The 22,012-nt window shown below is 47.4% G+C and carries 17 protein-coding genes; 5 read left to right on the plus strand and 12 right to left on the minus strand.

Annotated features, from left to right (window positions below; all coding sequences use genetic code 11):
* Nucleotides 1–15 precede the first annotated feature (15 nt).
* On the minus strand, nucleotides 16–1,386 hold the full coding sequence (locus FN001_RS14105; RefSeq protein WP_142412280.1) for a sodium:solute symporter family protein: 1,371 nt from the start codon (nucleotides 1,384–1,386) through the stop codon (nucleotides 16–18).
* 459 nt (nucleotides 1,387–1,845) lie between these two features.
* Between FN001_RS14105 and FN001_RS14110 the strand changes: the two genes are divergently transcribed.
* The gene (locus FN001_RS14110; protein ID WP_142412281.1) at nucleotides 1,846–2,544 is read left to right on the plus strand and encodes a GntR family transcriptional regulator; all 699 of its coding nucleotides are present in this window, start codon (nucleotides 1,846–1,848) and stop codon (nucleotides 2,542–2,544) included.
* Nucleotides 2,545–3,021: 477 nt separating this feature from the next.
* A complete protein-coding gene (locus tag FN001_RS14115) occupies nucleotides 3,022–3,480 on the plus strand; it encodes a hypothetical protein (RefSeq protein WP_142412282.1) in 459 nt (152 codons plus the stop codon).
* Nucleotides 3,481–3,631: 151 nt separating this feature from the next.
* On the opposite strand, the gene FN001_RS14120 is transcribed toward FN001_RS14115, so the two are convergent.
* Nucleotides 3,632–4,939 carry a Na+/H+ antiporter NhaC family protein gene (locus FN001_RS14120; protein ID WP_142412283.1) on the minus strand — a complete coding sequence of 436 codons (1,308 nt, stop codon included), beginning with the start codon at nucleotides 4,937–4,939 and terminating at the stop codon, nucleotides 3,632–3,634.
* 178 nt (nucleotides 4,940–5,117) lie between these two features.
* On the opposite strand from FN001_RS14120, the gene FN001_RS14125 reads away from it, so the two are divergent.
* Nucleotides 5,118–6,188, plus strand: coding sequence for a LysR family transcriptional regulator (locus FN001_RS14125; RefSeq protein WP_142412284.1), 1,071 nt, complete (start codon nucleotides 5,118–5,120; stop codon nucleotides 6,186–6,188).
* A 187-nt stretch (nucleotides 6,189–6,375) separates the two neighbouring features.
* Here the strand turns inward: FN001_RS14125 and FN001_RS14130 are convergent, their stop codons facing one another.
* From FN001_RS14130 to FN001_RS14155, 6 genes are all read right to left on the minus strand, one after another.
* Nucleotides 6,376–7,425 carry an electron transfer flavoprotein subunit alpha/FixB family protein gene (locus tag FN001_RS14130; protein ID WP_118298760.1) on the minus strand — a complete coding sequence of 350 codons (1,050 nt, stop codon included), beginning with the start codon at nucleotides 7,423–7,425 and terminating at the stop codon, nucleotides 6,376–6,378.
* A 30-nt stretch (nucleotides 7,426–7,455) separates the two neighbouring features.
* Nucleotides 7,456–8,241: an electron transfer flavoprotein subunit beta/FixA family protein gene (locus FN001_RS14135; protein ID WP_117470189.1), complete on the minus strand. Its 786-nt coding sequence runs from the start codon at nucleotides 8,239–8,241 to the stop codon at nucleotides 7,456–7,458.
* Between the two features lie 54 nt (nucleotides 8,242–8,295).
* A complete protein-coding gene (locus tag FN001_RS14140; RefSeq protein WP_117470188.1) occupies nucleotides 8,296–9,447 on the minus strand; it encodes an acyl-CoA dehydrogenase in 1,152 nt (383 codons plus the stop codon).
* A 218-nt stretch (nucleotides 9,448–9,665) separates the two neighbouring features.
* Nucleotides 9,666–10,505 carry a 3-hydroxyacyl-CoA dehydrogenase NAD-binding domain-containing protein gene (locus FN001_RS14145; protein WP_142412285.1) on the minus strand — a complete coding sequence of 280 codons (840 nt, stop codon included), beginning with the start codon at nucleotides 10,503–10,505 and terminating at the stop codon, nucleotides 9,666–9,668.
* Between the two features lie 69 nt (nucleotides 10,506–10,574).
* Entirely contained in the window at nucleotides 10,575–11,351 is a 777-nt protein-coding gene (locus FN001_RS14150; protein ID WP_118530430.1) for an enoyl-CoA hydratase-related protein, read from the minus strand.
* Between the two features lie 35 nt (nucleotides 11,352–11,386).
* A complete protein-coding gene (locus FN001_RS14155; RefSeq protein WP_142412286.1) occupies nucleotides 11,387–12,571 on the minus strand; it encodes an acetyl-CoA C-acetyltransferase in 1,185 nt (394 codons plus the stop codon).
* Nucleotides 12,572–12,953: 382 nt separating this feature from the next.
* Here FN001_RS14155 and FN001_RS14160 point away from each other — a divergent pair, with 382 nt between their 5' ends.
* The gene (locus FN001_RS14160) at nucleotides 12,954–14,297 is read left to right on the plus strand and encodes a butyryl-CoA:acetate CoA-transferase (protein ID WP_118650883.1); all 1,344 of its coding nucleotides are present in this window, start codon (nucleotides 12,954–12,956) and stop codon (nucleotides 14,295–14,297) included.
* Nucleotides 14,298–14,329: 32 nt separating this feature from the next.
* Here FN001_RS14160 and FN001_RS18780 read toward each other — a convergent pair whose 3' ends face one another.
* The gene (locus tag FN001_RS18780) at nucleotides 14,330–14,431 is read right to left on the minus strand and encodes a hypothetical protein (protein WP_486463525.1); all 102 of its coding nucleotides are present in this window, start codon (nucleotides 14,429–14,431) and stop codon (nucleotides 14,330–14,332) included.
* 361 nt (nucleotides 14,432–14,792) lie between these two features.
* On the minus strand, nucleotides 14,793–15,698 hold the full coding sequence (locus tag FN001_RS14170; protein ID WP_142412287.1) for a LysR family transcriptional regulator: 906 nt from the start codon (nucleotides 15,696–15,698) through the stop codon (nucleotides 14,793–14,795).
* 361 nt (nucleotides 15,699–16,059) lie between these two features.
* Here FN001_RS14170 and FN001_RS14175 point away from each other — a divergent pair, with 361 nt between their 5' ends.
* Nucleotides 16,060–17,253, plus strand: a complete 1,194-nt coding sequence (locus tag FN001_RS14175; protein WP_118298766.1) for a pyridoxal phosphate-dependent aminotransferase — start codon at nucleotides 16,060–16,062, stop codon at nucleotides 17,251–17,253.
* 668 nt (nucleotides 17,254–17,921) lie between these two features.
* Here FN001_RS14175 and argH read toward each other — a convergent pair.
* Together argH and FN001_RS14185 are read right to left on the minus strand one after the other, a co-directional pair.
* Entirely contained in the window at nucleotides 17,922–19,301 is a 1,380-nt protein-coding gene (argH, locus tag FN001_RS14180; protein WP_118298767.1) for an argininosuccinate lyase, read from the minus strand.
* Nucleotides 19,298–21,985 carry a YfhO family protein gene (locus FN001_RS14185; RefSeq protein WP_142412288.1) on the minus strand — a complete coding sequence of 896 codons (2,688 nt, stop codon included), beginning with the start codon at nucleotides 21,983–21,985 and terminating at the stop codon, nucleotides 19,298–19,300. The genes argH and FN001_RS14185 overlap by 4 nt, the downstream gene beginning before the upstream one ends.
* Between the last annotated feature and the right edge of the window lie 27 nt (nucleotides 21,986–22,012).

Consider the following 22,012-nt stretch of genomic DNA (forward strand, 5'->3'; position numbering starts at 1 on the left):
CTCACACTTTCTAAATTAATTTTTTTCCTTATAAGTCATGAGCGAAACAATAATTCCTACACCGTAAGTAACAACTACAACCGGATATACTGCTTCAACAATATCAGTAAGTCCCAGAAGCATCCATGCCACACCTGTGATCATTCCTGTCAGCATGCTCCAGAATGCACCTTGTTTTGTTGTCTTTTTCCAAAGTAATCCTGCCAGGATCGAGAAGCTCACCGGTGCTGCCGCAACGTGCTGTAATGTCAGGAACAGGTTTGTTAAGGACTTGCTTGGAATCAGAAATGCCGGGATCAATGTCAGATATGCGAATACAAACGTAATCGTTTTTGAAAGCTTCAGAACTTTCGCATCATCGACGTCCGGATTGATTTCTGTTTTATATACGTTTGTAATAATGGTTCCCGTTGCCAACATCATAGTTGCCATTGTCGCTGCAATGATCATAGTTGCAAATGCAAAAATAATACCTGCAAATACTGGACTGCTGAAGGTTTTGATAGCATATGCGAATGCAGTGGATCCATCACCGAGGTCTGCTCCGCTCGCCTTAGAAAGCATACCACAAGTTGCTGTAAAGAAACAGATCGGAGCTGCAATTACATAACCAAGAATGGAACCAACTCTTGCTGCCTCCGGGCTCTTTGCAGAAAGAAGCGGCTGAAGAACAGCCTGCATAACCGCCGTACTGATGCAGCCACCTACGATCCATGCAACAATACGCTGTGTCGGCATATTTCCCATGGAATCATACTTCTCAGGAAGCTCGCCTAAAAGACCGCTGAATCCTCCAAATTTCGGAAGTGTTGTGAATACAAAACAGATCAAGAGAACATAGATACCAATACATACAACACGACCGACAGCAGATGCACCTTTCATACCGGAAAAGCTTGTATAAATAACTGCAATCGTGACACCAATAAACATTGCCACCATAAGATTCAATCCAGGAAGCACGATCTGAATGATACTGGATACAGTCTTCAGCTGGATCGGAATATACAAAAATCCGTACACGATCCACGCATATGAATAAAGTCTTGTCGTTCTTACATCATATTTTGTCTGAAGATAGACCGGAACCGATTCTCCTGGCATCCTTTCGCGAATGATCTTTGCAAATACCGCAAGCGCGATGAAATAAAAAGAACCTGCAATCGAATACCATGCACCTGATATTCCCAGATTATATCCATTCTGGGCTGCTCCTACAACTGCCATGCCTCCGATCTGCCATGCTGCAAATACACACCCCAGTGATAATGCGCCCATTGTTTTATCCCCGCCGGACCACTGGTTTGCAGACTTAATTTTGGTTCCTGCATAAACACCTATGCCGATGATAAGACAGAATGTAATGATCCATACCGCTACTAACATACATATCCCTCCTGCTAAAATTGCTGATCTTCCGCTTTTCAAACTCTTATCTGGTGCTCTCTGATTTTCTGCCGAAGATCTGTTGACTGCCACGCAGACATTTTGCTTTCTTTATGTTACACCGTACTGATATGATCGTGTTAAACTGTTCTGCCTCCTTGTCAGAAATATATTACACATTACATATCTCTTGCTCTCATCATACAAACTTTATAGGTAATTGTCAAGAGTTCACGGCAAAGCGGTTGATTTTCAGCCAAATTCCTTATATACTAAAAGAAATATACGATATTTTTGAAAAAAATTACTGTCTCGATTAAAATACAGAACTTTTTGTAATGCTTTTCCAAAACATTTTGTTTCATTTCATGGTTTCCTGTTTCGACTAACATCACCATCGACAATGAACTGATTTATATTACATTTTCGTTCCTATACTAAATTCAAATGGAGGTTTTTATGGATGACAATCAGCAGAGTCTTCTTGGGACTCGAAAAATACATACTGAGACATATAAAAATCAGGCATATGATCTGATCAAAGATGCAATTCTCTACAACCGTTTCCGCGTTGATGCGATCTATTCTCAGGAGGCGATCTGCACCGAACTCGGTATCAGCAGGACACCTGTCCGTGAGGCTCTTCTTGAGCTTCAAAAGGAAGGTTATGTCAGTTTCGCCCGCGGAAAGGGAGTAAAAGTTGTCCCCGTAACAGAACAGGATGCCGGAGATATTCTGGAGGCACGAATTTTTCTGGAATCTCACAACGCAAAACTTGCTGCCGAGCGAGGTACCGACAAGGAAAAGCTGGCAATCATGGATTGCCTGTCCGAATTAAAGCAGAATCTCTCCTCGCTTGACAGTCGTCTTCTTTACCGGATTGATCATCGGTTTCATCGTCTTGTTGCGGATGCTTCCCACAATGGATGGTTTGCTCGCCAAACAAGCCTGATTCTTGACCATTATCTGCGATTTGAGGTTAAATCCGTCTATAATAATTCTATCGATGGTAAACTTGTATATAAAGAGCATTTTTCTATCGGAGAGGGAATCCTCAACAGCCAGCCTGAAATAGCGGCTCAAGCCATGCAGCACCATCTCTCCAATTCCTATACTCGCACACTGGGTAGAATCTGGAAAACCACGCCGGAGCGGTAACTGTTATTCACCGACCATATTATGCGAATTTCAAAAAGTCACGGTATTTCCGCTCCCCTTGGTGGAGTGCAGATACCGTGACCATTACACAATCTCCCTAACGACTGCAATTTTCAAATCTTTCTATCTGATATCTTTGCCATGGTTATGTAAATTTTCCTTGCGGTGCCTCTGTTTCGAATGTGTTTTCTTCGAATAAAGCTCTATCGGCTCACACAAACCTCTCTAATTTTTCATATCCAACATTCATCTTACTCAAAGTATCTTTGACGAAACATTTTTCTTAAACCTCTTACGTTTTTCTTTCTTGCTTGAAGAAAATCTTTCAGATTTGTCCTTTAAATTTCATGTTTTATTGACACTTTAGACACAACTTTATGGTTCAATAGTAGACGTAAGAAAGAGATCTGAAACATCTGTTTCCAAATTCTCTTTCCTTGCAACTACAATTTCAAGTACAGGAAGGAAGCTTTGATTATGAAAAAGAACTTATTATTGACTGCTGCTTTAGCAGGCGTTCTCGCATTAGCAACCGCATGCTCTTCCCAGGGCACAACCACCGCAACCACAGCTGCACAGACAACTGCCGCTGCAAAGGAGACCGCTGAAGTAAAAGAAACGACCGTTGCAAAGGAAACGGCTGACACAAAGGAAACGGCTGAAGTAAAAGAAACGGCTGACGCAAAAGAAACAACTGAAAAAGCCGATGAAGAAAAAGAATCCACGATGACCGGAACGATCAGCGATATCAAGGACTTTATGTTCACGATCACCTCTGACGGAAATGACTACGCATTTACATTCGATAATGACAAAAAGCCGGAAGGACTCGCAGAAGTCAAAGATGGCGATAAGGTTACTGTAACCTACACAGGTACTGTCAGCGCCGTTGACGCATTCTCCGGTACTGTTGTATCTGTGAAGGCTGCAAAATAATCGCTCCTGATCAACAGAAAAATATGCTTTTTCACGAAGCGAGAAGGTTCCATCGGAATCTTCCGCTAATCAAATCCCCTCACCCCGAAAATGCAGTGCATCTTCAAGGTGAGGGGTATTTCTTTCATTTCTTTCATTTCTTTCATTTCGTTCATTTCTTCCTAAGTCTCACGCCAAAATGCCATAGCGGAAGCAGATACAAAAAGACTGCTGCCACAATCGATGTAAGCGGTGCTGACACGGATGCCAGAGGAACCGCACCGGCAATCGACCATGGAACTAACGGTGCGACTACGATCACAGAATTTTCCATATCGATCGCAAATTTCTGGGGATCCGGCTCCAGCTCCTTACAGATCTGATCCACCAGCATCGTCGCCAGTGTCTGGTTGCAGGCCACCATCCCTGCTGCCACGGAAGTCATAAGGATCGTGCCGAACGGAGTGATCTTTCTGCTCACAGTCCCCATCTTCGACTTTAACCCATTTAAAAGACCAGTTTCCTCAAAAATTCCAGAATATGAGGACGAGATCGTAATAATCAGTGCCACGCGAACCATGGACATGATTCCGCCGCCATCGATCATGGATGAGATTGCCGGGTCCGGGGACTTGTAGCCGCCTACCAATATTCCAACGATCAGGGACGGATCCGTGTGCTGCCAGAAAAGGCACACGCCAAGCGCTGTCACAATACTTGCAAGCATTGCCTTGCGCACCTGCACCCGGAACAGCGACAATACCATAATCACCACCGCCGGAAGAATCGGGATCAGCCCCAGGCGGAACACGCTGGAAAAGCTCTCTGCCAGGGACAGATTTCCGGATCCCGCTGCCGGAAATACAATCCCGCAGACACCGTAAAAAACACAGGTCAAAATTAGCGGCAAGATTGTCGTCTTCACCATCAGGCGTATATTGTCAAAAATATTCGTGTGGGTCAACTCCGCAACCAGCAGCGCGCTGGTGGATACCGGAGAACACCGGTCCCCGAAGAATACACCGGAGAGTATCGCGCCTCCTGCAAGGATCTCGTTGCACCCCACCGCCTTCGCCATGGTCATGCAGATCACACCCATGGTCGCCGCCGTTCCGAATGCGGTTCCTGTGAGGACGGAAACCAGGCAGTTTAAAAGGAACGCCATCAGGATCATCACCGCCGGATTCATAAGTCCTGCGCAGTAGGACACGATCGCCGGGATCGTCCCCGCCGCCCGCCAGAGCGCCGTCAGCATACCGATAAATAAAAATGTAAGCAGAATATTCTTCGCCGTCTTAATTCCCTTCCAGGACATTGCGAAAATATCCTTCGCCGAATAACCGCAGTTCAAAGAATACGCAAAAAAGATCAGATATCCGATCGCTAACGCCGCCAGAATCGGGATCCCAGCCATAATACTTCCGATCAGCGTCACTGCAAATACAATGAGAACCGCCGTCTCGCTGATATGTACTTTCATACCAATTACCTCTCCCCTGTTTTCTTTCGTGAACCATTCTCTTAAATATCCGTTCCCTGTTTCAGATATTCCGATTCATCTTTCTGGTGTTAGTATACGCCTGGTTTTCTCACTTGTCTAACTGTATTTTCTGATATATAATACAGTTAAATTGCTGTATTATTTCAGGAGGTTTTATATGAACTTTCTTTCCATGGATTACTTTCTCATGACCGCCGAGAAGCGCAGCTTCACAAAAGCCGCCGACGCTCTTCACATCACCCAGCAGACCTTAAGCACCCACATCGCCAACCTGGAGCAGGAGCTGGACTGCAAACTCTTCGTCCGCCACGTTCCCCTTGAACTCACCTACGCAGGCGAGATCTTCCGCCAGTACGCCGCGGACTTCCAGAAAAAATACCGCGCCATGCAGCATGAGTTCGCCGACCTGAATAAAAATGAGCAGGGCATCCTGCGCATCGGCATCTCCTTCACCCGCTGCCATGCCATCATGCCTGCGATCATCACTGAATACCAGAACCGGTTCCCTAATATGGAGATCCAGGTCATTGAAAACGGAAACACCGGCCTGCAGAAAGACCTGATGGAACACAGGATCGATCTCGCCATCGCAAAATTTCCTGATTTTCTGCCAGGAATTTCCCTGACTGATTTCTATGAGGAAGAAGTTGTCCTTCTTCTCGCAGATTCCCTGTTCCGGAAGGTCGTTTCGAATGCCGCTCCAGCTGATGCCTTGTTTTTATATCTTCCAAAAACTATCTGCGGCTCCGTCTCTGATTCCACTTCTGACACCAATGCTGCTGGAGCTGTATCCTCTTCTTTCCAGGATTTCCCAGCTCCGACAGATTCCCAGCCCGAACCATTAATGTTAAGAAGCCCGGAAGACTTCTCCATCTTCGAACACTGCCCATTTCTTCTGAACTATGCCACCGACATCGCCGGTCAGCTCGGACACCACTTCATCAGCATGGGCAATTTTAAGCCTATCGTAAAGACCCAGTCCGACAATATGGGGATGCTCTTAGAACTCTGCGCCGCCGGAAAAGGTGCCTGTATCTCCCCGCTGAACCTCGCCTTAAGTTCCCTCTCCTTCGATCAGCGAAAAAAAATGCGGATCATCCACCTCGGACAATCCGCAAAATATAAGATCCGCTTCGGCTGTCTCGAACAGCCATACCAGTGGAAAGCGATCCAGAACTTTATGGATGCTGCAAACGCTGCACTCGCGCAGACCGCCCCCACGACATGATTGGCACATTCCAGCAGACTGTATGTACTGAAATACAGAGATTTATCTGTAAATATCCATATATAATGTTTCATTTTTAGGAATGCAAAAATCCCCGCCCGGAAACCCGGACGGGGATCATCACCTGTTGTGACACTACCGGCAGAATCACTCTGCCTACTTTATATACATTTACAATTCACGCAAATTATTTAGCTGCTGCAGCCTTTGCTTCTTTGATCTTCTCTGTCAGCATCGGAACGATCTTGTTTAAGTCGCCTACGATACCGTAGTCAGCTACATCGAAGATCGGAGCGGACTCATCTTTGTTGATCGCAATGATGATGTCAGACTCTTCCATACCAGCTACGTGCTGGATAGCACCGGAAATACCGATTGCGAAGTATACGTGCGGACGAACAGTCTTACCAGTCTGTCCTACCTGGAGATCTTTCGGCTTCCAGCCGGAATCTACAACTGCACGAGAGCAGCTTACTGTACCGCCAATAGCCTCAGCGAGGTCATCAAGCAGTTTGAAGTTCTCTGCGCTGCCAACTCCACGGCCACCGGAAACAAGGATCTTTGCATCCATGATATCAGCTACGTCGGATACTGCCTTAACGATCTCGAGAATCTCAACGTACTTGTTGTCCGGAGTGAAGCCCGGGTTGAATTCGATAATTTCAGCTTTTCTGCCAGCCTCACGGTCAAGCTTCTGCATAACGCCTGGACGTACTGTAGCCATCTGCGGACGGAATTCCGGGCAAGCGATTGTAGCGATCGTGTTGCCGCCGAATGCCGGACGGGTCATAAGGAGCTGACCATGTTTCTGCTCTTTACCCGGCATAGCTACGAGCGGGAAATCTCCGATATCGAGCTGTGTGCAGTCTGCTGTAAGACCTGTATGGATACGTGCGCAAACACGCGGGCCAAGGTCACGACCGATTGCTGTAGCACCGATTAAGAAGATGTCCGGCTTGAACTCGTTGATAACAGATGTGATCGCATGAGTATACGGCTCAGTTCTGTAATCCTTTAATTCCGGATCGTCAACAACGATAACTTTGTCTGCACCGTACTCACCGAGTTCGTCTGCAAGACCTTTTACGTTGGAACCAACTAAAACTGCTGTTACAGTTGTTCCTAAATCTTTTGCCAGGTCTTTACCTTTACCGATCAGCTCCAGAGCGATGCTGCTGATCTGATTGTCTACCTGCTGTGCAAAGACATATACACCCTTATATTCTGCTAAATTCATCACTTTTCACCACACTTTTCTTTTTTTGAATTAAAGTACATGTTTCTCAGTAAGTTTCTCAACAATGTAATTTGCAGCTGCGGACGGGTCAAGGTTTGTCTCCTTAACGCCTGCACCCTTTCTTACTTTGTCGGAAGCCTTAGCGATCTGAGTCGGGGATCCCTTAAGACCAAGGTTGGAATCAAGGACATCCTTCAGATCTTTTCTGCCCCAAACGGTGATCTCTTTCTTGTATGCATCGAAGATTCCGCCCGGAGTCATGTAACGCGGCTCATTTAATTCAGAAAGTGCTGTAATTAAGCACGGCATTTTAGCCTTTAACATCATGTATCTATCATCGAACTGACGCTTAACGATTACGGAGTCGCCATCGATCTCGATGCCCTCAGCATAGCTGATTACCGGGAGACCAAGGTGCTCGGAGATCTGCGGACCTACCTGAGCAGTATCACCATCGATAGCCTGACGGCCTGTGATGATGAGGTCATAGTCAAGGTTTCTTAAAGCACCAGCGATTGTCTGGGATGTAGCCCATGTATCAGCACCGCCGAGAACACGGTCTGTAACAAGGATACCGTTATCAGCGCCCATAGCCATAGCCTCACGAAGAACTTCCTCAGCCTTCGGAAGACCCATTGTAACTACTGTAACTTCTGCACCATACTGATCTTTTAAGCGAAGAGCTGCCTCCAGACCAGCTTTATCATCCGGGTTCATGATTGTGAGCATAGCTGCTCTGTCAAGTGTTCCATCCGGTTTGAACTTTACGCCGCCCTTAGTATCCGGCACCTGTTTTACACAAACAACGATTTTCACTGTATTTCACTCCTTATTTTCATTTATAGTTATGATCTTCCAGCTGTTAAATTATTATTTTAACAGTGCGCCGGAGATAACCATTCTCTGAACTTCACTTGTTCCTTCGTAGATCTCGGTGATCTTAGCATCACGCATCATACGCTCTACGTCGTACTCTCTGATGTAACCATAACCACCATGGAGCTGTACAGCCTTTGTTGTTACTTCCATAGCAACCTCTGCTGCATACAGTTTAGCCATTGCTGCCTCTACGCCGTAGGACTTCTGAGTAGCCTTAGCCATTGCTGCACGGTAAACCATCATCTGAGCAGCTTTTACCTTTGTTGCCATATCAGCAAGCTGGAACTGTGTGTTCTGGAACTGACCGATTGTGCGGCCGAACTGCTTTCTCTCTTTTACGTAAGCAACTGTTCTGTCAAGAGCGCCCTCTGCAAGACCAAGAGCCTGAGCAGCGATACCGATACGTCCGCCGTCAAGAGTATGCATAGCGATCTTGAAGCCCTCACCCTTCTTACCTAAGAGGTTGTCCTTCGGGATGCGGCAGTCTGTGAAAATAAGTTCATATGTTGCAGATCCGCGGATACCCATCTTCTTCTCTTTTGTACCAAAAGTGAAGCCCGGTGTACCTTTCTCTACGATAAATGCGGAAATCTCTTTCTGCATTTTGCCACGTTTCTCAACAGTGCCTGTTACAGCGATAACGATGTATGTATCAGCATACTTACCGTTAGTGATGAAGCACTTGGAACCGTTTAATACCCACTCGTCGCCGTCTAAAACAGCTTTTGTCTGCTGGCCCTGAGCGTCTGTACCAGCGCCCGGCTCAGTTAAACCGAATGCGCCTAACTTCTCGCCTTTTGCAAGCGGAACGAGGAATTTCTGCTTCTGCTCTTCTGTTCCGAATGTCATGATCGGATCCATGCAAAGGGATGTATGTGCGGAAACGATAACGCCTGTAGTACCGCAAACTTTGGAAAGCTCCTCAACGCACATAGCGTATGTAAGCGGATCACAGCCCTGTCCACCATACTCCTTCGGTACCGGAATACCGAGGAAACCGTTTTTAGCCATCTTCTCTACGGTTTCAACCGGGAATCTCTCTTCCTCGTCAACCTCCTGAGCAAGGGGTTTGACTTCCTTCTCGGCGAAATCATGGAACAGTGTTCTCGCCATCTCATGCTCTTTACCTAATGTAAAATCCATGTTTTTAGTTCCTCCTTGTGAATTGTATCATGTATAACATGGGGAAATGTGGATGCTTCACTCCCCCGATGTACCTAATTTAGTACATGCCTTTTCATTATAACATATTGTGAAAAAATAAACAATCGTAATAAAAAAATAATTCGAAATTTACTCTTCTGTTATAAAAGGCATATTGCCTGACGGGATAAGATCACCGTCAGGCAACCCTTACATTATTATTTGCTGTAATCGTAGAAGCCCTTGCCGGTCTTTCTTCCAAGAAGGCCGCCGCGAACCATCTTCTTAAGAAGCGGATGCGGACGATACTTCGGATCGCCTGTCTCTGTCTCAAGAACGTTCATGATTGCAAGAACAACATCAAGACCGATCAGATCACCGAGAGCTAACGGTCCCATCGGATGGTTAGCGCCGAGCTTCATAGCAGTATCGATACCCTCTACGGAAGCAACGCCCTCAGCGTAAATGCCGACTGCTTCGTTGACCATCGGAATAAGAATTCTGTTTACAACGAAGCCAGCAGCCTCTTCTACCTGTACCGGAGTCTTGCCGATCTCTTCAGAGATCTTCTTAACAGCTTCAACGTCTTCCGGCTTTGTGTTTAAGCCAGCGATAACCTCAACCAGCTTCATAACCGGTGCCGGGTTGAAGAAATGCATACCGATTACATGTCTCTCAACTGCGCTGCCGATCTCTGTAATGGAAAGAGAGGAAGTGTTTGTTGCAAAGATACAGCTCGGTTTGCAGATCGCATCGAGCTCTTTAAATGTCTGCTTCTTGATCTCCATGTTCTCGATTGCAGCCTCAACAACGAGGTCGCAGTCACCACAGATATCTTTCACACCAGTTGTGATCTTGTTCAGGATCTTGTCAGCCTCTTCCTGAGTCATTTTGCCTTTTGCGATTCTCTTCTCGAATCCAGCGGCAATTTTCTTCTTTCCGTTCGCTGCAAATGTCTCATTGATGTCGCAGAGCATTACCTCATAGCCTTCTGTCTGTGCGAATGCCTGTGCAATACCGGAACCCATGGTTCCAGCGCCGATAATACCAACTTTCATGATTTTATCTCCTTTATGCAAACATATGATGTAGACTTACTGATCGCTGTTCAGACTGAACAGTTCCATTTATTTGTTTTTGAAGCCGTCCACTTTTCTCTTTTCGAGGAACGCCTTCATTCCTTCCTTCTGGTCCTCGGTCTCGAAGCACTCGGAGAAATATTTCTCTTCGATGGAGATTGCGTGGTCAAGGTCGGAAAGATAACCATCTGTCAGGGACTCCTTGGAATTTCTGACAGCGATCGGTGCGTTGGAGGCGATCTTCTTTGCCAGTTTCATAACTGTCGGCATAAGTTCTTCCTTCGTGCACACACCGTTTACAAGACCGATCCGGTATGCTTCGTCTGCTTTGATATTGACAGCAGCATATACCATTTCCTTTGCTTTTCCGGTTCCGATCAGTCTTGCGAGACGCTGCGTTCCACCGAATCCCGGAGTGATGCCAAGACCAACCTCCGGCTGTCCGAACATAGCGTTTTCGGAGCAGTAACGGATATCACAGCTCATTGCAAGTTCATTTCCACCGCCAAGCGCGAAACCGTTGACAGCTGCGATCGACGGGATCGGAAGTGTCTCCAGCTTACGGAAAACATCGTTTCCAGCTTTACTGAACTCACGTGCCTCCTGTACAGTCATTGTGCTCATTGCAGCGATATCTGCGCCGGCAACAAAGGATTTCTCACCCGCGCCGGTCACAACCAGCACTCTTGTTGTACCAAGATCGATGCTGTCAAGAACAGCGTCTAAATCCTGAATAACCTCTGTATTTAAAGCGTTTAATGCCTCCGGACGGTTGATGGTGATAACACCAACAAAACCGTCCTGCTCATATTTTACAAAACCCATATGTAGTTCTCCTCAGATTTTGCCAAAGTCCCAGATTAGTCTCTCTCTACGATTGTAGCGCAGCCCATTCCGCCGCCGATGCAAAGAGTTGCAAGACCCTTCTTAGCATCTGCCTTCTCCATCTCATGAAGAAGTGTAACAAGGATACGGCATCCGGAAGCTCCTACCGGGTGTCCGAGAGCGATCGCACCGCCGTTCGGGTTTAACTTGTTAAGGTCAAAGCCAAGCTCTTTACCTACTGCTACAGACTGTGCAGCGAATGCCTCGTTAGCCTCGATGATATCGAAGTCTTTGATCTCCATGCCTGTTCTCTTAAGAACTTTCTTTGTAGCTGCAACCGGTCCGATACCCATGATCTTCGGATCTACGCCGCCAAGAGCACCGGCAACCCATGTAGCCATCGGCTTAACACCGAGCTCTTTTGCTTTCTCTTCGCTCATAACAACAACTGCAGCTGCGCCGTCGTTGATTCCTGAAGAGTTACCAGCTGTAACTAAGCCGCCGTCTTTCTTGAATGCCGGTTTTAACTTACCGAGTGTCTCAACCGTTGTTCCGTGACGCGGACCTTCATCTGTATCTACGATAACTGTCTCTTTTTTCTTCTTAACTTCTACCGGAACGATCTCGTCCTTGAATGCGCCGGACTTCTGAGCTGCCTCTGCCTTCTGCTGGCTTACTGCAGCGAACTTGTCCAGTTCTTCTCTTGTAAGACCCCACTGATCGCAGATGTTCTCAGCTGTGATACCCATGTGGTAGTTGTTGAATGCATCCCAGAGAGCATCGTTAACCATTGTATCAACTAATGTAGCATTGCCCATACGGTATCCGTAACGGCCTTTCATCATTGCATACGGAGCCATGGACATGTTCTCCATACCACCTGCAACAACGATATCAGCGTCACCGGAAAGGATCATCTCAGCAGCCATGTTGACAGCCTCAAGACCGGAACCGCATACAACGTTGATCGTAACAGCCGGAACCTCGATCGGGAGACCAGCTTTTAATGTAGCCTGACGTGCTACGTTCTGTCCCTGACCAGCCTGGATTACGCAGCCCATGTAAACCTGGTCAACAGCTTCCGGAGCAACTCCTGCTCTCTTTAAAGCCTCTTTGATTACGATTGCGCCAAGTTCCGGAGCCGGTACTGTGCTTAATTCGCCACCCATTGTTCCGATTGCCGTACGGCATGCACCTGCAAGTACAACTTTCTTTGCCATTTTCTTTTCCTCCTCATTATACCGCTGCCAAGCTCTACACCATATATTTTTCCATAAGCAAGGCAGTATATTATGTATAACTAATCATATCACCAAACCGTTTTGCTGTCAAATCATTATCAAAAGCTTTTTATATATTTTTTCTAAACAAATTAGGAACTTTACTCTTCATTTCGTACAAAAGTTACTTTTATGCTCTGATGCGTCACTTTCTGTTTTTGTCATGTTTTACCATTTCTTTCTATTCCTTTTTCACCGGATTTCTTGACCTTGCCGGCAGATAATGATAAAATAATGTCAGAGTTTGGCCCCGGATCCTATGATCCCGGCAAAGTTCTGAGATGCAGTAATATTTTTATGGTTACAAAGAGAGGGTATTAAAATGGATTTCAAACAGATGTATCAGGAAAAGCTGGTTTCCGCTGAGAAAGCAGCTTCCGTTATCAAATCCGGTGACTGGGTCGATTACGGCTGGACAACAGCAACTCCGATCGCAGTCGATAAGGAAATCGCAAAAAGACTTCCGGAATTAACCGACGTAAACTTCCGCGGCGGTATCTTAATGTGGGTGCCGGAGATCTTCAAGATCGAGAATCCGGCAGAACATATGACCTGGAACTCCTGGCATATGGGCGGGATCGAGAGAAAAGCGATCGCACAGGGCTTCAGCTACTATGCTCCGATCCGTTATTCTGAGCTTCCAAGATATTACAGAGAATCCCAGAACAAGCCGGATGTCGCTGTCTTCCAGGTTTCCCCGATGGACGAGCACGGTTTCTTCAACTTCGGACCGAACGCTTCCCATATGGCTGCTGTTTGCGAGACCTCCAAGGTCGTTATCGTGGAAGTAAACGAGAATATGCCGGTATGCTTCGGCGGTACTGAGGAAGGTGTTCATATCTCCCACGTTGACATGATCGTAGAAGGTGACAACCCGGCGATCGCTGAGATGGGCGGCGCTGCTGCTGCAAGCGATGTCGATGAGGCTGTCGCAAAGCTGATCCTTGAGGAGATCCCGGACGGCGCATGCTTACAGCTTGGTATCGGTGGAATGCCGAACGCGGTCGGCGCTCTGATCGCGAAATCTGACTTAAAGGATCTCGGCGTTCATACTGAGATGTATGTTGACGCATTCGTGGATATCGCAAACGCAGGAAAGATCACTGGCGCAAGAAAGAATATCGACAAAGGCCGTCAGGTATACGCATTCGGCGCAGGTACAAAGAAATTATACGACTACTTAAATAAGAATCCGGAGTGCATGTCCGCACCGGTCGACTACACAAACGATGTCCGCACGATCGCGTCTCTCGACAACTTCATGTCCATCAACAACGCAGTTGACCTTGACCTCTTTGGCCAGGTAAATGCTGAGTCCGCAGGAATCAAGCACATCAGCGGTGCAGGCGGACAGCTCGACTTCGTTCTGGGCGCTTATCTTTCCAAGGGCGGAAAGAGCTTCATCTGCTGCTCTTCTACCTTCAAGAAGAAAGACGGCACCTTAGAGTCCAGAATCGTTCCGACTCTGGCTCCTGGCTCCATCGTAACCGATACCCGTGCGAATATCCACTATCTCGTTACTGAGTACGGTAAAGTAAACTTAAAAGGTCTCTCCACATGGCAGAAGACTGAGGCTATCATCTCCGTAGCACATCCGCAGTTCCGCGACCAGCTGATCGCAGAGGCTGAGAAGATGCATATCTGGAGAGCAAGCAACAAGAGATAGTATTTTCCCGTTTTTTCAGGAGAGCTTTCATTTTAGGAAGGCTCTCCTTTTTCTTTCTTTGTCTCACCCTCTGCTTTTTCCGTTGAATGAAGATTAAACTGTTTGATCCGGCGTGTCGCGATCGGACCGCCGATCGCACATCCGGCAACAAGTCCGAAGGTTGCAGATGCGATCGCAAAGCTTCACATTTTTGTATCATAAGCCAATCTCCTGCCACACTATTTTCAGATATGTATTTTGCGTATCACTTGTGTCCATTTTTTTTACAGAAAGTTCCATCGGAATTTCCTGTAAACAAGTGAAAACACGCTTCGCGAGTTTCCCCTTGTTATCGCGACAGTCGCCAAGGTCTCGCGCAAGCGCGGACTTGGGCTCGTTGTCCGCAAAAAAGCAGCAGCATTTTCTGACATTCTCTCCAGAAAATGCTGCTGCTTTTTATTTCTGCAAATGATCTCTTTCTCTAAACGATCCGCTAAATCTGAATTTTTTCTCCACTCATAGATTCAGGATCGGCTCCATCAGCGTGATCCCGCTCTCCTCCGCCAGCTTCTGCCTGCAGATCTCAAGCAGATGTTCCTGATATGGGGACTCATCCCCTGCCCGGTACAGATAATACAGGGTCCGGTTCGGGAGCTCCACATCCAGTTCATGGATGGAAACCGGGGTATTTTTTAAGATGCTCTTTGCAACCGACACAGGTAGAAACGCCCAGTTGTCACCATTCTGCGTAAAGTACTGCAAAAAGCCCATTTCATCGAGATAGACACTCGGGACGGCCGCACTGCTGAAATAGTAGTTGTGCCAGCTGTCAAAATTCTGATCCCACTGCGTCCGGATCTCCTTGCGAGGATCGAGGTCCGAAATGCTGATCCGCTTCGGAAGTTTCAGCTCCGTCCCGACGACCAGGCAGAGCTTTTCTTTAAACAGGATCTCCGTCTTTACCTGGGAAGAGTACATCGGATCCGTGATAAATGCGATATCCACCGTCTTGTTGTTCACATACCCATAGGCGTCACTGGAATGGAGTGTCGTCACATGCAGGCTGCACTCCGGCGTATCTTTCATGAACTCCTGGAACACGGTCGGAAGCATGAATGCCAGGAGACTTCCTACACTCGCAACATAGAAACTCTTCTCATTTCCGAGGAGCGCTTCTTCCTGTGTCTCGTTCCAGAGAGCCTGCCAGCGATGAGCGATCCCGACAAAGGCACGTCCCTGTCTCGTGAGTTCCACATGGCGGACTCCTTTATTCCGGATAAACAGGGAATATCCAAGTTCTTCCTCCAGCGCCCGGATCCTTCGTCCAAGAGCCGGCTGTGTGATATATAATTTTTCTGCCGCCGCGGAAAAACTTCCGCACTGAGCGATCTTTAAAAATGCTTCAATTTCCAGAAATGTCATCACGTTCTCCTTTCTGCCGGGACCGGCAGTTTTCTATTTCGATCCTGCCTTCACACATGTTTTTTTATAACGCTCATCTCTCTTCTGCTTTTTTACCACAGGATTTCATTTTTGTCCAGAAATATTATTTGAAAATAGTTCAATTCTGAAAATTAAAAGTTTGACAGCTACCATTTTCCATTTCTGTTTCTTCTATATTTATAGTAACATTCTTTTCATTTAAATATTAATATTTATGAATATTATATCAAAAAAAGAAACATTTTACAATTATATTCATTTATGGTATCATTTAAGCATAAACAAGAACGAATTGTTCGAATCTCAGGGGAATATCAAAACATACAGGGAGGAAATCATTATGATGCTTACAAAGAGGATCCAGAACATTAAACCGGCCGCTACACTTGCACTGACCGGAAAGGTCGCTGAATTAAGAAAACAGGGAATCGATGTGATCGCCTTCAACCTCGGCGAACCGGATTTCGGTACTCCGCAGAATATCTGTGATGCGGCAAAGGCAGCGATCGATGCCCAGAAAACAAAATACACGGTTGTCTCCGGTATTATGGACTTAAAAGAAGCAATCTGTGCAAAATTCTTAAAAGACAACAATGTCGTTTACAAACCGAACGAGATCTGTGTCGGAACCGGCGCAAAACAGCCGCTCGTCAATGCAGTTCTTGCCCTCTGTGAAGAAGGTGACGAGGTTATCATCCCGACTCCGTGCTGGGTCAGCTACATCGAGATGGTAAAACTTTCCGGTGCTACTCCGGTCCTCGTACAGAACCGTGAGGAAGACGGTTTCGCCCTCAACGTGGAAGGTATCAAGAAAGCCATCACACCGAAAACAAAAGCGATCATGATCAACACACCGAACAACCCGACCGGTGCTGTATATACAAAAGAACAGCTCACAGAGCTCGCAGAACTTGCCTGCAAACATGACTTCTATATTATTTCCGATGAAGTTTACGAGAAGCTGATCTATGAAGGAAAGAAACACTTCTGCGTTGCTTCGATCTCCGAGGAAGTAAAGGATCGTACCGTTGTCATCAATGGTGTTTCCAAAGCTTACTCCATGACCGGATGGAGAGTTGGTTACGCAGCCGGAAATGCAGCTCTCATCAAAGGAATGACTTCTCTTCAGGGTCATACAACATCCAACACCTGCTCGATCGCCCAGTACGCAGCTCTCGAAGCGATCAGCGGACCGCAGGACAGCGTGGAATCCATGAGAGTTGAATTCGACAAACGCCGTAAATTCCTGGTAGAGCGCTTAAATTCCATGGATGGCATCACCTGCAACAACGCAGACGGCGCTTTCTACTTAATGCCGAATATGACTGCTTTCTATGATAAAGAGTGGAACGGAAAGAAGATCGCTGATTCCTTCGGAATGGCAGATTACCTCCTTGCCGAGGCAAAGATCGCGGTTGTTCCGGGCGGTGCATTCGAGTCTCCGGACAACATCCGTATCGCTTACTCCAACTCCATGGAGAGCCTGATCGAAGGTATGAACCGTATGGAAGCAGCTTTAAAGAAACTTGGCTGATCTGACAACCTTCCATATTCGTAAAACTCTCCCGCGCCGGCGGTGATAAGGACAGATCAAACTTAGCTTTCTTCCCATATATTCAACTTCAGTCTCCGTGAAATTACCGACTGTGGATTGAAACAATATATGTGATGAAAAATCCCTGAAAAAAGCCTGTGAATGCAGGCTTTTTTCATTTACGCGAACAACAGGCCAAAGTCTGCGCTTACGCGAGACCTTGGCGACTGCCGCGATAACAAGAGGACACTCACGAAGCATGTTTTCACTTGTTTATGAGCGCCGGTCTCCCTGCCGCTATACAAATTTTCACATTTTTCACGACAGTATATGAACCTCGCCCATGCGCTGTAACAGAATAAATATAATGTATTATTAACATTTAATGGTAAAATTTGTTATTTTTCATTCGACAACAATCATTTTACATTCCGCACGATTCATGCTATAATAATCAAATGAACGGAGAAGCCGCACCAACTTCTCCTAAAAACTTTCTTCTCATTATATTTTACAACGCGATATAAAAGAAACACAGCCGCCCGGAACGATAATTGGGGTATCGTCCGTGGCGGCTGTGTTCGTATAAAGATATAGCCGACATTTTCTATGTATACAAAGACCCTGAATGATCCCATTTTGCAGGAACAGCCAGGGCCTTTCTTTTTTTATTTCTCTCCGTTCAGTTCTTTCTTATAGACCTCAATGACTTTCTTCATCGCATCCGCACCCGGAGCTCCGATTGTCACACGTTTCTCCACGCAGGTCTTCATGGAGATCGCATCGTAGATATCTTCCTCAAATACCGGGCTGATCGACTTGAACTGCTCTAAAGTCAGATCGTCAAGCGCCTTGTTCTCATCGATGCAGAGAAGGACCAGCTGTCCGATAATTCCATGTGCATCGCGGAACGGAACACCGTGGTTTACAAGGTAGTCCGCAGCGTCTGTCGCGTTTGTGAAGCCGTTCTTTGCGCTCGCCTCCATCACATCCTTGCGGAAAGTCATCGTGGATACCATTCCTGTGAAGAGTAAGAGGCAGCCCTTTACGGTATCGATCGCGTCGAAGGTCAGCTCCTTGTCCTCCTGGAGATCCTTATCATAAGCCAGCGGGATTCCCTTCATGACCGTCAGCATGGACATCAGGGCGCCGTAGACACGCCCGGCCTTTCCGCGGATCAGCTCAGCGATATCCGGATTCTTCTTCTGCGGCATGATGCTGCTTCCGGTGCTATAGGAATCATCCATCTCCACGAAGCGGTACTCATTACTGTTCCAGATGATGATCTCCTCGGAGAAACGGCTCAGATGCATTGCGATCGTGGAGAGCGCAGCCAGGAGCTCGATCAGGTAATCACGGTCGGATACGGAATCCATGCTGTTTAAGGTCGGTCCGTCAAAGCCGAGAAGCTCTGCAGTGTACTCACGGTCCAGCGGATAGGTTGTCCCTGCAAGAGCGCCGGATCCCAGCGGGCAGTAATTCATGCGCTTTCTGATATCAGCAAGGCGGCCTCTGTCACGGCGGAACATCTCATAATATGCGCCGACATGGTGCGCCAGTGTTACCGGCTGTGCCTTCTGAAGGTGGGTAAAGCCCGGCATGTAAGTATGAAGATTGTCCTCCATGAGCTTTAAGAGGACCTCAAGAAGTCCCTTTAAAAGTCCGTCCATCTCGTCGATCTCGTCTCGCGTGTAGAGCTTCATATCGAGAGCAACCTGGTCGTTTCTGCTGCGGCCGGTGTGGAGTCTCTTTCCTGCATCCCCGATCCGCTCGATCAGGTTCGCCTCAACGAAAGAGTGGATATCCTCGGACTCCGTTGTGATCTTTAAGGTTCCGTTGTCGATGTCCTCGCGGATGCTCTTTAAGCCTGCGATGATCGCGTCACGGTCCTCTTCTGTGAGGATCCCCTGTTTTGCGAGCATCGTCACATGCGCGATGCTGCCCGCGATATCCTGTCTGTAAAATTTCTGATCGAAGGAGATGGACTCATTAAAGTTATGTACTAACTGGTTTTCTTCCTTCGTAAATCTTCCGCCCCAAAGTTTCATAGCTGTTCCTCCGTTGTCGCCTTTCTATTATTTATAGTGTCTGTCAGATCTTCATCATCGAGATCCGGAATCTCTTCAAATTCCGGTTCTTCATCAGGATCTTCTTCCTGCTGCATGTTCCGGATCTGTTCCATTCTCTTTCTCGCTTCCCGGCGATCCATCTCCCTGCGCAAAAACCACAGAAGGATCAGGATCACGATGGATCCGCCTGAGATCAGACCGCCGGTTTTTAATCCCTCCGGGAAATAGGAGAAGTCGATCACATGATCGCCGGCGCTCACATCGATAGCCAGGAACGCACCGAACGCCTTTCTCGTCTCCACCTTCTCGCCGTCCACTTTTACGGTCCATCCCTTATCAAACGGGATCGAGGTAAAAAGCATTCCCGCTTTCGCCGCACTCACGGTTCCGGAAAGTTTCGTATCTTTCCAGCTCGTCAGATGCATCGGGGACTGGTTCAGCCGGTCATAGACCTGGATCATCGCGTCCTCTGAGAACCGGTAGGCGATCACATTTAACTGTTCGCCGGCCTCATCCGCCGTGAGCTTCACTTCTGTGCCCGGAGCCAGAGTTCCAAGCTCCAGAAGATATCCGCGGTCCACGTTACTGAAGGATTTCTGTCCGGTCGGCAGTTCCGCCTTCACAGTCTTTACCTTCTTGTTCATGACGAACACATAATATTCGCCCGTCTCATCCGGTGTGAAAGTGAAGGTGTTTTTATTCACCGTTCCGCCGGCATCCACAAGGACTTCGTCCGTCCCGGAAACCAGGCAGAGATCATTCTGGACCTCCGCAGGATTATCCATCTCATACTGCCAGTTTTCCTCGATATCTGAAGGAAGGACAAAGCCGAGCGGCAGTGTGTAGAGATTTTCATAGAGATATGTTCCGCCGCTCTCCCGCAGATACATCATGAGCTCCGTGTTGGAGACTGCCTCGGAACAGAGTGCATATTTCACAGAAAAAATGCTGTCGACAAGCGGCGTGCTTCCAGTGATGCTGTAAGCATTTGTGGACGATTCACATCCAAGCTTCTTAAAGAACTTCGAGAGATCCGCGTTCGCCGTTGAGGAAAACAGGGATACCGACGGAAAGTTCATCCATGCCCCGTCATTCTTCGTCTTTCTCGTCTTTTTCTCCACCCGGTAGAAATCCGATGCCGGCTGCAGGGAATCCTTTAAGATCCGGACCTCCTCATTGTCGCTGGTGTAGGACTCACGGCTCGTTGTCGTCACACTCGTCACCGACATGTTGATCGAAGCCTCAATTGCAACCAGCGTCAATGCCAGGAATCCGCACACCGTCCGCTTTCCATCCTTATAGAGATACATCAGTCCGGCATAAGCCGCCAGGAAGATGATCGCCACATAGTAGACGATAAAGTGGAAATGTTCCTGTGTCACCAGCTTTTCCGCCAGCAGGACAAAGCACGCACTCCCCCAGAAGGCGATCGCGATATGCTTTTTCGGCGTCTCATCCAGATACATATACGCCCGGAAGCAGATGAACAGCATCAGGAAGATGTAGATGAAGGACTGTCTGCATGGAAGGCTGTTCGGATAGTGGAATCCATGCCAGATAAAGTTCAGCGCATTGATGGAAAAGCTCGCAAAAAAGATCAGGATCAGTCCGCAGTAGACGGCTTTCTCCTTCACTGCGATCTTCTTACATGCGAGATACATCAAAAAGAAGAGGAATACCGCGACACCGCAGTAGATATTCGGCCAGTGGTCAAGACCGATCTCCGTCTCCACATTTCCGATATGGCGGGCGATCATGTCAAAGATCGGGAAATACGAGCTCCACGCCTTCGGAAAGTCAAAATCACCGGACGCCGTGCTCTGCAACGCATAGATTTCCGGAAGCAGGATTCCTGCTGCCAGTCCGCCTGAGAGCAGCGAGTAAATTCCAAACCGGACGCAGCTGTCCACGTATTTTCTCACCGGCCCCGGCTTTTCCATGATCAGCAGTGCGATAAAATAAAGCACCAGGAACAGGCAGGTCATGATCGAGATATAGTAGTTTGAGAGGATCGAAAGTCCGAGCGTCACACAGTAAAGCATGCCTTTCTGCTCTTTCACGAGTCTCTCAAGGCCGTATACGATCAGTGGGAACAGAAGAATGCAGTCCAGCCACATGATGTTCCAACTGTACGCCGCCATGTATCCGGACAGGGCATAAAAGATCCCGAAGAACCCAACCCCCAGGATACAGTTCTGGCTGTGTTTCTTTAAATACCAGGCAAAGCTCAGCCCCGAAAGTCCGATCTTCAGAACAATCATGATCGTCATAAATTCGATGATAAACTTCTTCGGGCAGAGCAGGATCAGCCAGTTTAACGGGCTGGCCAGGTAGTAGGCATACAGCGCCGCGAAATTGACGCCCATTCCCACATCCCAGCTGTAAAGGAGACTTCCGCCGGTCCGCAGCTTATACTGGAACTCCGAAAAGAACGGGGCGTACTGGTGATACATATCTGTTCTCAGAAAGCACCTCTCCCCGAATGGAAAGATCCCCCTCTGAACGAAAATGCAGATCATGACGAGCACCGGGACAAAGAAGGCGATCAGAAGACCATCCCTCGGCTTTAAAAACGGCGTTGTCTGCCGCTTGTTCCTTCGATTTTCCGGACGATCCGCAGTTGGCTCATCCGGGATCGTATCGATTCCTTTTATTTCTGTCATAAAGTAAAAACTCCTCCGGCTTCATCA

It is taken from the genome of Clostridium sp. Marseille-P7770 (assembly GCF_902143525.1).
Lineage (GTDB): Bacteria > Bacillota > Clostridia > Lachnospirales > Lachnospiraceae > Pilosibacter.